We start from the raw sequence: 12,024 nt of genomic DNA, 5'->3' as shown, positions 1-12,024 counted from the left end.
CAGTGAAAGATACCGCCCGACAGGGACGATTCACTTCCGCAGATAGTGGATCACCTGGTTGCTGCTTCCGCGCCAGAGCAGCGCCGGATCTTTTAAGTCGGCGACAAATTTGCCGTCAATCAGCACATCAATCAACGCCACCACAGCCTGCTGTTCTCGGGTCAGCTCTGCCAGCCGGTACCCCGTCCACAGCCAGATATCCTTACCCTGGCATTCACGACGCACCCGCTTAACCAGCCGCAATACTTCCGCCACGTTAGCGGGATGCAGAGGATCGCCGCCCGACAGGGATAACCCCTGGCGGGGAATGCGTGTATCGTTCAGATCGGCAATCAGCTGCTCTTCCTGCTGCAGGGTCAATGGTCGTCCGGAGTTAAGCCGCCAGGTACTTTTGTTGTAACAACCTGCGCACTGATGCTCACAGCCAGCGACAAACAGCGTACAGCGGGTACCCGGCCCGTTAATGATGTCGACCGGGTAATAGGCATGGATATTCATCCCAGCGGGCCAGCCAGATGCTTAACGCGGCGTTTAACCTCTTCCTGCTTGCCGGCGTTAAAGGGACGGGCATCGGGGCTGCCAAGATAGCCACAGACCCGGCGGGTTACAGAAACCCTGGCGGCGTCATGGTTGCCGCATTTCGGGCAGGTAAAGCCTTTGCTGGTGCAGGAAAACTCACCGGTGAAGCCGCACTCGTAGCACTCATCAATCGGCGTATTGGTGCCGTAATAGGGCACCCGGCTGTGGCTGTAGTCCCAGACGTCTTCCAGCGCTTTCAGGTTATGCTGAACGTTGGGATATTCGCCGTAACAGATGAATCCGCCATTGGCGACAGGGGGATAGGCCGCTTCAAAATCGATCTTATCGTAAGGGTTCACCTTTTTTTCCACATCCAGATGGAAGCTGTTGGTGTAGTACCCTTTATCCGTCACGCCGGGCACCACGCCAAATTCCGCCGCATCCAGACGGCAGAAGCGATCGCACAGGTTTTCGCTGGGGGTACTGTAGAGGCTGAAGCCGTAGCCGGTTTCCGCTTTCCAGCGTTCCGTTGCCTGGCGCAAATGGCTGACGATAGCCACGGCTTTTGCGCGGAGTTGTTCGTCGTCGTAAACGTGTGTTTCCCCGCCGCTCAGGGCATTTATCGTTTCGTGCAGGCCAATATAGCCCAGCGAGATCGAGGCCCGGCCATGCCGGAAGATCTCTGCCACATCGTCATCGGCTTTCAACCGCACGCCGCAGGCTCCCTCCATATAGAGAATGGGCGCCACGCGGGCTTTCACATTTTCCAGCCTGGCGATGCGGGTCATCAGCGCTTTTTTCGCCAGCGTCAGACGCTGGTCGAGCAGTTCCCAGAAGCGGGGTTCATCGCCTCTGGCTTCCAGCGCAATGCGTGGCAGGTTCAGGCTGATTACCCCGATATTGTTGCGGCCTTCGTGCACCAGCTCACCGTTCTCTTCCCACGGCCCCAGGAAACTGCGGCATCCCATCGGCGTTTTAAACGAACCTGTGACTTTCACCACCTGCTCATAGTTAAGGATATCGGGATACATCCGCTTGCTGGCGCACTCAAGGGCCAACTGCTTGATCTCGTAATTGCGATCGCCCGGCAGGCGGTTCAGCCCTGCTTTAATGGCAAACACCAGCTTAGGGAAGACCGCCGTTTTATGATTTTTACCCAACCCGGCGATACGATTACGCAGTATGGATTGCTGAACCAGTTTTGCAGACCAGCTGGTGCCCAGGCCAAAACCAAAGGTGACAAAAGGCGTCTGTCCGTTAGCGGTATGCAGCGTATTAACTTCATATTCCAGTGACTGGAAGGCGTCGTAACACTCTTTTTCGGTGCGTTCCAGGGCATAAGCTTCAGCATCCGCTATCTGCCAGCGTAGTGCGGTTTTGCGGTGCTTTTCCAGACTGGCTTCAACAAAGGGAGCCAGCACTTCATCAATGCGGTTAATGGTGGTGCCGCCATAAATATGGCTGGCGACCTGGGCAATAATCTGCGCGGTGACCGCGGTAGCCGTGGAGATCGATTTCGGCGGCTCAATCTCCGCATTGCCCATCTTGAAGCCCTGGGTCAGCATGCCTTTCAGATCGATCAGCATGCAGTTGAACATCGGGAAGAAGGGCGAGTAATCCAGATCGTGATAGTGGATCTCGCCACGTTCATGGGCCATCACGATATCGCGGGGCAGAATATGCTGCGTGGCGTAATGTTTGGCGACAATACCGGCCAGTAAATCACGCTGGGTAGGGATCACTTTGCTGTCTTTGTTGGCATTTTCATTCAGCAGGGCTGGATTCGTTTGCTCGACCAGACCACGAATGGCTTTGTTCAGCTTTCCCCGTAGCTCGCGGGCGAGATCGCGGTCGTGACGGTATTCAATATAGGTGCGGGCCAGTTCGGGATAACGGCCCGCCATCAGATGATTTTCTACCGTGCGCTGAATATCACTGATATCCAGCCGATCGTGTTGCTGCAGCTGCTGGCAAATCTGGCGGGTGATTTCCGCGCAATAGTTTTCGTCGTCTATTTTTGCCGCACGGGCGGCGCCCAGAATGGCCTCCCCAATGCGCGTCTCGTCGAATGCCACATTACACCCATCGCGTTTAATTACCCTCGCCACTGTGTCGCCCTCATCCCGATATCTATATGTAGAAAGTGAAGTGCATGATAGACGCTATATGTAGTGTTTTGGTGGATATAACTGCGGCTTTGTTGACCTGGAACAAAGATTGGCAAAGGGAGTGGAATAGCGGGTCGGTTGTCACCTGAAGGCGGACATTCTGTGGGCGAAGGTGAAATAAAGGGCTGAAGCAGGGGATGGAAAGCATTTTTTGCTGACGGATTTTCCCGTGAAAGTTGCATTCATGGCGGTGGAATTCATATTATTGCCTGTTATGCAGAGCGAACATGTTTTTGCTCAGGAGATCCCGGGATACTGTCTGATGCCTTCTGTAACATATAACGAAAAACAGGTCAGCCGATGGATCGGTGCGCGCACCGTTGCCAGGGCAAAAAGCCTGGTGGAAAAAGCGCAGAATATTCAGTGGCAGAACAACCTGCTGACCGGTGAAGTGCCGGGCAGAAAGGTGGAGCCGTTTCAGGTTATGGTGCATTTCAGTCTGCCGCAGGGCAGGCTGCTCGCCAGCGGTGAGTGCACCTGCCCGGTGAAGAACAACTGTCGCCATGTGGCTGCGGTAATGCTGGCGAATCTTCAGCAGCAGCCGGAAGCCCAGCCGGCAGAGGCTCCCACAGATCGCATCATTGCTGACCCTGTCCCCACTCTCAGGCTGGAATCCCGGGCCAAATTTGTCAGTGGGTTTGGTCGTTACGGGCACCGGCAAAAGAAACTGGATTTCGCCGCCGTGCATTTCGACTACGCTGGCGTTAGGGTGGCCGCCGGGAGCACCGGCGAGCGGTTTTCCGATCGTCACGGCACGCCTTTTTTGATCCTCCGCCAGCAGGAGCGGGAACAGCACTGGCTGGCTGAAATCAACGCCGCCGGGCTGGATACCATTCCTGCCGGCCATATCTACACGCCCGAATCCGCGCCTTTGCCGCCCTCTATTTTTGCGCCGGAAACGCCCACCCAGTGGCGTGATTTTATCCGCACTCAGCTTCCCCGCCTGCGCAGGCGCGGCTGGAAAGTGAGCATGGATGAGGACTTCACCTGGAACGTCACCGACATTACGGGAGTAGAGGGTAAAGCTATTCAGGGCCAGGATGGCTGGTTCAATCTGGAGCTGGAAGTCAGCGTGGGAAAACGCCAGGTGCGTATGCAACCGCTGCTGGCAGGCCTGTTCCAGAAAGATCCCCGCTGGTTTTCCGGCAACCTCAGCCAGATCCCGGATGAGGAGGTGATCGAACTCAGAAGCGATCGCAACGAACGGCTACATATCAGCGCCAGCGTGATGAAGCCGCTGGTGGGCAATCTGATTGACCTGTTCGCGCTGGGCATGAGCACGCCATTACGCATTGCGCCTTACGAGGCGGGCAGGCTGACCGCGCTGAGCGACACCGGTCGCTGGCAGTTTCATGGCGACAGCGGCGTCCATCAGCTGGCTGAACGTCTGCGTTCCAGTGAAGGAATTCTGCCGGTTGAGCCACCAGCAGGGCTACGGGCACAGCTGCGTGACTACCAGCAGCAGGGGCTTAACTGGATGCAGTTTCTGCGTGCGCAGGATCTCTCCGGCATACTGGCGGATGACATGGGGCTGGGCAAAACCATCCAGACGCTGGCGCATCTCCAGCTGGAGAAAGAAGCGGGAAGGCTGGATCGCCCCGCGCTGATCGTCGTGCCTACCACGCTGGTCTATAACTGGACTCAGGAAGCCAGCCGCTTTACGCCAGACCTCAAAGTGCTGGCGCTGACCGGCCCGGCGCGCAAAGACTTCTACGAGCAGATCGAAAATTACGATGTGGTGCTGACCACCTATTCGCTGCTGTGGCGCGATCAGCCGCAGCTGCTGGCCTACAGCTATCACCTGCTGATTCTGGATGAGGCGCAGTACGTAAAAAACAGCGCCTCGCGGGCGGCTTCGGTGATCCGTTCACTCAAGTCACGCCACCGCCTCTGTCTGACCGGCACCCCGCTGGAAAACCACCTCGGCGAACTCTGGTCACAGTTTGATTTTCTGCTGCCCGGCTTTCTGGGCAGTGAAAAAGAGTTTACTCAGGAGTGGCGGGTGCCCATCGAACGCAACGGCGATCGGGTGCGTCGGGAGTTGCTGGCACGGCGCGTCAGGCCGTTTATGCTGCGGCGGCGCAAACAGGAGGTGGCTAAAGAGCTGCCGCCGAAGAACACCATCGTACGGTCTGTGGAGCTGGAAGGAAGCCAGCTGGAGCTGTATGAGTCGGTACGCGGTGCCATGCAGGATCGCGTGCGCCTCGCGGTGCAGCAGCAGGGGGCAGGCCGGAGCCATCTGCTGGTACTGGATGCCCTGCTGAAGCTAAGGCAGATTTGCTGCGATCCGCGTCTGGCAAAAATGGATAAAGCGGTGAAGGTGAAGCAGTCGGCAAAGCTGACGCTGCTGCGGGAAATGCTCAGCGAACTTTTGGAAGAAGATCGCCGTATCCTGATCTTCTCACAGTTCACCACCATGCTGTCGCTGATTGCCGAAGAGCTGCAAAAAGCACACATTCCCTTTGTCAGCCTCACCGGCAGCACGCGTGACAGAACCGAGCCGGTACGACGTTTTCAGGAAGGTGAAGTGCCGGTGTTTCTGATCAGCCTGAAGGCCGGAGGAGTAGGACTGAACCTGACGGCGGCAGACACGGTTATCCACTACGATCCCTGGTGGAACCCGGCCGCCGAAAATCAGGCCACCGATCGTGCCTACCGTCTGGGGCAGGATAAACCGGTCTTCGTCTACAAGCTGATTGCTGCAGGCACTATCGAAGAGAAGATAGTGGCGCTGCAGCAGCAGAAAGCCGAACTCGCCGGCGGTATTCTGGAAGATGAATTAACTGAACCGGCCAGCTTCACCAGTGACGATCTGGCCGCGCTGTTCTCACCGATGTAACTCGCGCTTCTGATACCACCAGACCGCTTCCCACGGGCGTAACATCACTTCGCCCGGTGTGACGTGAGTATCGGGGTAATTACTGATCAGAACTTCCCATTCGCCGCGATAGGCCGGGGGATGCCAGACCTGGGTTTCAGAGCTGAAGTTGGTGGCAACGACCAGCGTCTCGTTTTCGTAGCGTCGGCCATAACACCAGAGATAGGGATGATCCGGCAGCAGATCGAGATAATTACCCCAGGTGAGGATTGGGTACTTTTTACGTAGCTTAATCAGCTTTTGATAGGTGTAAAACACCGAATTTTCATCCGCTAAGGCCGCTTCCACGTTGATCGTTTCCATATTGTCGCACATCCCTATCCACGGCGTGCCGCTGGTAAATCCCCCATTCTCTCCGGCGTTCCAGGGAATGGGCGCGCGGCCATTATCCCGCGATTTGCTGGCGAGAATTTCCAGCAGATTATCGCTGTCACGCCCCTGAGAACGCAGTTCGGCATACATGTTGTGGCTTTCGATATCGCGGTAATCAATGATGCGGGTGTAGTGCGGGTTGGTCATTCCCAGCTCTTCTCCCTGGAAGATATAGGGCGTGCCCTGCATACCGTGCAGCACCAGCGCCAGCATTTTGGCGGACTGCACGCGATAGCGATCCTCATCTCCCCAGCGTGACACCACACGCGGCTGATCGTGGTTACACCAGAACAGCGCGGTCCATGCCTGATTGTGCATACCATGCTGCCAGTGGCTGAAAATCGCCTTTTGCGCCACCAGATCCAGCGGCGTCAGCGTCCATTTCTGGCCGTTGTAAAAATCCACCTCAACGTGATCGAAGCTGAACACCATCGACAGCTCTTCACCGCTCAGGGAGCCGTAGCGCTGGCAGTGCTCCAGCGTGGCGGAAGACATTTCACCCACGGTCACCAGCTCACGCGGGCGGAACACATCCCGGCTCATCTCCTGCATATATTCGTGAATGCGCGGACCATCGGTATAGAGCCTCAGCCCATCGCCATTGGGGTCGTCAGGGAAATCCTGATGCTTGGACACCAGGTTCACCACGTCCAGCCGGAGTCCGTCGATACCACGATCGGCCCAGAAGTTAACAATCTGCTTTAACTCCGCGCGTAAATTTTCGTTTTCCCAGTTCAGTTCGGCCTGTTCCGGTGCCCACAGGTGCATATAGTACTGGGCACTTTCCGGGTGCCAGCGCCAGGCATTGCCACCAAACTTCGACAGCCAGTTATTCGGTGGCTGGCTGGGGGTGCCGTCCCGCCAGATATAATAAGAGCGGTAGGGGCTTTCAGGATTCAGCGCTTCATGAAACCAGTGATGCTGCGTGGAGCTATGGTTAAACACCATATCCAGAATGATCCGCATTCCACGCCGGTGTGTCTCTGTCACCAGATTATCGAAATCGTTCATCGTGCCAAAAATCGGATCGATAACCGTGTAGTTCGCCACGTCATAACCATTATCCACCTGCGGCGAAATGTAGAACGGCGTCAACCAGATGGCATCCACGCCAAGTTCTTTAAGGTAATCCAGTCGCTGGATTACACCCGCTAAATCGCCGGTTCCACTGCCGGTCGTGTCCTGAAAACTTTTGGGATAAATTTGATAGATAACGCCGTTCTGCCACCAGTGTGGAATTTTAGTCATTGCTCAATCCTGATTATCAGGTGAAGGGGAGCTAACGCATTGTTGTTCTTCCCTAAGATTAGCCATTAACTCGCAAGGTGTCACAAAACCAGAGAGAGCCTATGCGCGCTGAGCGTTGTAACTTGATGTGTACCGCGAATTATGTTTAATGGGTTTTTGCCTTTTTTGCCCGTCACGCTTATGGAGAAGTTTTGATGCCTGCAACTCTGCGCTATTCGTTTCTTGCTACCTCTCTTTTCATCTCACTTTATGCGCAAGCCACACCCGCTGGCAACCTGCCGTTGATGCCCTGGCCACAACAGGTTGAGCAGCCTGCCAGCGGCGGCAGTCTGGCTCTGGATAACCGGCTTTCTCTGAGGATCGAAGGGGATGAAATGCCGGGTGCCGCCGACCGCTGGCGTCAACGGATTGGCCTGCAAACCGGCTGGCAAATGTCTCCGGGACAGGATGACGTGGCAAAACCAACGATTCTCATCACCATTGCAAAACGCGTGGATCCTCTTCCGCAGCCGGACAGCGATGAAAGTTACAGCCTGAAGGTCACCGGCGAAGGCGTGAAGCTGGATGCCGCCACCCGTTTCGGCGCGATGCGCGGTATGGAAACGCTGCTGCAACTGGTGCAGAACGCCGGGCAGAAAAGCGAGATCCCCTTTGTGGAAATCCATGACAGCCCGCGTTTTCCCTGGCGTGGGATCCTGATCGATTCTGCCCGTCACTTTATGCCGCTGGAGACCATCCGCCGCCAGATCGACGGTATTGCCGCCGCCAGAATGAACGTCTTCCACTGGCACCTGACCGACGATCAGGGCTGGCGCTTTGCCTCCAGCCACTTCCCGCAGTTGCAGGAGAAGGGCAGCGACGGCCTGTTCTATACCCAGGATCAGATGAAAGCGATCGTCCGGTATGCGGCGGATCGTGGCGTGCGCGTGGTGCCAGAGATCGACTTTCCGGGCCATGCTACTGCACTGGCGGTGGCGATGCCGGAGTTGCTCAGCGCCCCTGGCCCTTATCAGATAGAGCGGGGCTGGGGGGTGTTTAAACCCTTGCTGGACCCCAGCAATGAACAGGTTTATGCCTTTATTGATACCCTGCTTGGCGAAGTCACTGCTATCTTCCCTGACCCCTGGCTGCATATCGGCGGCGATGAAGTGGATGCCACCCAGTGGAAAGCGTCAGAGCATATTCAGGCGTTTATGCGGGCTAAAGGGCTGAAGGATGAGCACGCGCTTCAGGCTGATTTCAATCAGCGGCTGGAAAAGATCCTGGAGAAGCACCACCGGCAGATGGTGGGCTGGGATGAGATTGCCCATCCGGATCTGCCCAAAAGCATCCTGATCCAGTCCTGGCAGGGTCAGGATGCGCTGGGGGACGTCAGCAAAAATGACTATCGGGGCATTCTCTCTGCCGGGTTCTATCTGGATCAGGCGCAGCCCGCTTCCTATCACTACCGCAACGAAGTGTATCCCGTCGGGCTAAACGGCGAGGATCGCATCCGCAAAGGCGAAAATGCCCAGAGCTGGGAATTCACTATGCCGAGGCTGAAAGGCAGCGCGGTTAAGGGCAGCTTCACGCTGATTGAGCACAACGGCCAGTGGCGGGGCTTTATCGACTTTGCCGGTAAGTCGCGTCGGCTGGTACAGGAAGTTGACTGGCTGGCACCGGATCAGGTGACCTTCAGCGTGGATACCTGGATGGGGCGCTTTAAACCGGTGGTTTCCCTGACGGGCAATAAGCTGACGGGCTACATGCTGGTGGGCAATGTCCGCTATCCTGCGCAAGGCAACAAGCTGAAAGCACCACCCGCAGGTAGCCAACCCAGCGTCCCCAGTGAGCAGCAGATGAAGGCTAATCTGTTGGGCGGCGAAGCCGCGTTGTGGGCAGAAATTGTCAATCCGCAGGTGACAGATGTGCGCCTGTGGCCACGGGCTTTTGTCGTGGCGGAGCGGCTCTGGTCCGCAAAAGATGTTACCGACGTGCCGAATATGTATCGGCGTCTGGCGGCCGTGGACAGCTGGTCTGTGGTTTCGGTGGGTCTGCAACAGCATGCCCAGACCCAGACTCAGATGATCCGTCTGGCTAACAGCAGCGACATCGTTCCCCTGCAAATCTTCGCCGAAGCGCTGGAGCCTGCCCAGTATTACACTCGCCAGCATCTTAAATTCCAGGCCGGGCATTACGATCTTAACGAACCGCTGAACCGGCTGGCCGATGTGCTGCCGGCGGAGAGCGACAAGATCCGCGAGCTGACCAGCCAGGTGGATGCGCTGGTGGAGAACCGGGGGGACAAACAGGCGATGCAGGCGATCCGCCATCAGTTGACGCTGTGGCAGCAAAACGTGCCGGAAGTGATGCCGTTGCTGGCGCAGAACTACCAGCTTCAGCCGTTACAGCCTGTAGCGCAGCAGCTACAGGAGATCAGCAGCATGGGGCTGTCGTTACTGGATGCGTGGGAAGCGCACCGCACGTTTGGCGCACATGATGTGGCCGCGATGCATGCGAAGCTGGATAAGGCGGCGGCCACTCAGGATGAAGTGGTCCTGGCGCTGGTCTATCCGGTTGAGAAGTTACTGCAGGCAGGACGCTAGGCTGAAAGGCTGCTTCAACAGGTGACAGAACGCATTCTCCCGCAGGCTACAGATGAAACCTGCTCTCGCGGGCAGCAGTGAAACCCTCTCCCGCACGCGGGAGAGGAGGGCCGTTTAGCGACGAACGGCGATTGCTTCGATTTCGATCTTCACATCTTTAGGCAAACGGGCCACTTCCACGCAGGAACGCGCCGGGAAGCTGGCCTGGTGCTCAGTGAAAAAGGCTTCATAAGCGGCATTCACCGTGGCGAAGTCGTTCAAATCCTTGACGAACACCGTGGTTTTCACAATATCACCTACTTTCAGGCCGGCGGCTTCAACGATAGCCCTGACGTTCTCCAGCGACTGACGCGCCTGAGCGGTAACGTCCTCAGCCACGGTGCCGGTTTTTGGATCGACCGGGATCTGACCGGAAGTGATGATCATGCTGCCAAGATCGACGCCCTGCACGTAAGGGCCGATGGCGGCTGGTGCGTTTTCAGTGCTGATTTCGCGAGACATACTTTCTCCCTTTTAAGTGAATGCTGGCTGACAGGCCAGTGCCTCAGGGCGGGGTGATTTCCGCCCTGAATCCGGCCCATTATAGGCCGCTGACCCGTGATTACCAGTTCGCCAGCACCACGTGGTGAGCAAAGGATTTTTCGCAGTATTTGCAGGTTAAACGCACGTCATCCTGACGTTTTTTCACCGCAAAGCTGGAGCTCACCGGCTCGCTGCGGCTGATGCAGTTGCTGTTCGGGCAGGTCAGCACATGCTCGATTCGCTCTGGCATCTCCGGCGAAATTTTGCCAACCACTTCATAATTGTCGATGCGGTTCACCGTGGCGTGCGGGGCATAAACCGCCAGCTGGTTGATCTGATCTTCAGTCAGGAAAGTGTTCTCGATCTTGATCAAATCTTTGCGGCCCATCTCGCCGGAAGGCAGATTCAGGCCGATGGTAATACGCTGATCGGTTTCGGTGAGGCGGAACAGCGACAGCAGCTTAAAGCCGATCTGCGCCGGAATGTGGTCGATTACCGTGCCACGTTTAATCGCTTCAACCTGCAATTTATTGTCTTGCGTCATCGTCATACCCCTTACAGAACCGTTTCGCTAAGCACCAGCGCCAGCAGCGCCTGCCGTGCGTAGATGCCGTTGCCCGCCTGCTGGAAATACCAGGCGTAAGGCGTTTTATCCACATCGGTGGTGATTTCATCAATGCGCGGCAGCGGATGCAGCACTTTCATATTATCCTGAGCACCGGCCAGGTCAGCCGCGCGCAACACAAATTGCGCCTTAACGTTGGCGTATTCTGACGGGTCCAGACGCTCTTTCTGCACGCGCGTCATATAGAGAATATCTACCTGAGGCACCACTTCTTCGATGCTGTCGTGGCGGCTCCAGATAATGCCTTTTTCATCCAGTACATCCGTGATGTAAGCAGGCATCGCCAGCGCGTCCGGGGCGATAAAGTAGAAGCGGTTGCCATCGAACTTCGCCAGCGCCTGCGCCAGGGAGTGAACGGTACGGCCATACTTCAGGTCGCCGACCATAGCGATACTCAGGTTACTGAGGCGCCCCTGCGTTTCCTGGATGGTAAACAGATCCAGCAGCGTCTGCGTCGGATGCTGGTTAGCGCCATCGCCGGCATTGAGGACAGGCACGCCGTTGGATAACTCGGTCGCCAGGCGGGCAGCGCCTTCCTGCGGGTGGCGCATCACGATGGCATCCACATAAGTCCCAATCACCGAAATGGTGTCTGCCAGCGTCTCGCCTTTTTTGCCCAGCGAAGTGTTGCTGCCATCGGCAAAGCCGACCACGGAAGCGCCCAGACGGTGCATCGCCGTTTCAAAAGAGAGACGGGTGCGCGTGGAAGCTTCAAAAAAACAGCTCGCCACCACAATATGCTTCAGCAGTTCCGGCTGAGGAGTTGCCTTGAGACTGGCCGCCGTTTGCAGCACCAGTTCCAGCTCCTCACGGTTAAGGTCGTTAATGGAAATGATATGTTTGTGAAATAATGGATTAGCCATCGTCTCTCCTGAGCGTGCCGGTTAGCTGAAAAACGGGCAAAAAAAAGCCCCTCAATGAGGGGCTTCTTTTTATGATCGGTGATGCCAGGGAAGGAAAACGGCGCTGCCAGCCTGGTATCAGGCTTGTCACTCCGGCAATGTTAACGCTACTCAGTTTCATGCATCCTCCTGGCAAATCGCCGCAAATTATACTCGTATTGCTGATGACTTCAAGATGCAATTCCCGGTGGTTTTGCCGCTGTGT

8 protein-coding genes are annotated in these 12,024 nt (G+C 56.5%); 2 read left to right on the top strand and 6 right to left on the bottom strand.

All coding sequences use genetic code 11. The features are described from left to right. Positions 1-30: 30 nt before the first annotated feature. A complete protein-coding gene (nrdG, locus tag VRC33_RS19695; RefSeq protein WP_338558598.1) occupies positions 31-498 on the bottom strand; it encodes an anaerobic ribonucleoside-triphosphate reductase-activating protein in 468 nt (155 codons plus the stop codon). After that, on the bottom strand, positions 495-2,627 hold the full coding sequence (gene nrdD / locus VRC33_RS19690) for an anaerobic ribonucleoside-triphosphate reductase (protein WP_338576827.1): 2,133 nt from the start codon (positions 2,625-2,627) through the stop codon (positions 495-497). Before nrdD ends, nrdG begins: the two co-directional genes overlap by 4 nt. A 322-nt stretch (positions 2,628-2,949) precedes the next feature. Between nrdD and VRC33_RS19685 the strand changes: the two genes are divergently transcribed. After that, a complete protein-coding gene (locus tag VRC33_RS19685) occupies positions 2,950-5,526 on the top strand; it encodes a DEAD/DEAH box helicase (RefSeq protein WP_338558596.1) in 2,577 nt (858 codons plus the stop codon). Here the strand turns inward: VRC33_RS19685 and VRC33_RS19680 are convergent. Then, positions 5,515-7,185, bottom strand: coding sequence for an alpha,alpha-phosphotrehalase (locus tag VRC33_RS19680; protein WP_338558593.1), 1,671 nt, complete (start codon positions 7,183-7,185; stop codon positions 5,515-5,517). The two genes, VRC33_RS19685 and VRC33_RS19680, sit on opposite strands and share 12 nt — an antisense overlap. A 194-nt stretch (positions 7,186-7,379) precedes the next feature. On the opposite strand from VRC33_RS19680, the gene VRC33_RS19675 reads away from it, so the two are divergent. Continuing rightward, a complete protein-coding gene (locus tag VRC33_RS19675) occupies positions 7,380-9,770 on the top strand; it encodes a family 20 glycosylhydrolase (protein ID WP_338558590.1) in 2,391 nt (796 codons plus the stop codon). 114 nt (positions 9,771-9,884) lie between these two features. On the opposite strand, the gene ridA is transcribed toward VRC33_RS19675, so the two are convergent. From ridA to pyrB, 3 genes are all read right to left on the bottom strand, one after another. Beyond that, positions 9,885-10,271 carry a 2-iminobutanoate/2-iminopropanoate deaminase gene (ridA, locus tag VRC33_RS19670; RefSeq protein WP_338558587.1) on the bottom strand — a complete coding sequence of 129 codons (387 nt, stop codon included), beginning with the start codon at positions 10,269-10,271 and terminating at the stop codon, positions 9,885-9,887. Between the two features lie 100 nt (positions 10,272-10,371). Continuing rightward, on the bottom strand, positions 10,372-10,836 hold the full coding sequence (gene pyrI / locus VRC33_RS19665; RefSeq protein WP_338558584.1) for an aspartate carbamoyltransferase regulatory subunit: 465 nt from the start codon (positions 10,834-10,836) through the stop codon (positions 10,372-10,374). Between the two features lie 11 nt (positions 10,837-10,847). Next, positions 10,848-11,780 (bottom strand): aspartate carbamoyltransferase, encoded by a 933-nt coding sequence (gene pyrB / locus VRC33_RS19660; RefSeq protein ID WP_338558580.1) that lies wholly within the window; start codon positions 11,778-11,780, stop codon positions 10,848-10,850. Between the last annotated feature and the right edge of the window lie 244 nt (positions 11,781-12,024).

It is taken from the genome of Erwinia sp. E_sp_B01_1, assembly GCF_036865545.1.
GTDB lineage: Bacteria > Pseudomonadota > Gammaproteobacteria > Enterobacterales > Enterobacteriaceae > Erwinia.
Note: the sequence above shows the minus strand (reverse complement) of the source record. Positions and strands in the feature narration are given on the sequence as shown.

Bases quoted from the DNA above. Each gene is read 5' to 3' on its own strand.
- nrdG (WP_338558598.1), bottom strand. From the start codon at position 498: ATGAATATCCATGCCTATTACCCGGTCGACATCATTAACGGGCCGGGT.
- VRC33_RS19685 (WP_338558596.1), top strand. From the start codon at position 2,950: ATGCCTTCTGTAACATATAACGAAAAACAGGTCAGCCGATGGATCGGT.
- VRC33_RS19680 (WP_338558593.1), bottom strand. From the start codon at position 7,185: ATGACTAAAATTCCACACTGGTGGCAGAACGGCGTTATCTATCAAATT.
- VRC33_RS19675 (WP_338558590.1), top strand. From the start codon at position 7,380: ATGCCTGCAACTCTGCGCTATTCGTTTCTTGCTACCTCTCTTTTCATC.
- ridA (WP_338558587.1), bottom strand. From the start codon at position 10,271: ATGTCTCGCGAAATCAGCACTGAAAACGCACCAGCCGCCATCGGCCCT.
- pyrI (WP_338558584.1), bottom strand. From the start codon at position 10,836: ATGACGCAAGACAATAAATTGCAGGTTGAAGCGATTAAACGTGGCACG.
- pyrB (WP_338558580.1), bottom strand. From the start codon at position 11,780: ATGGCTAATCCATTATTTCACAAACATATCATTTCCATTAACGACCTT.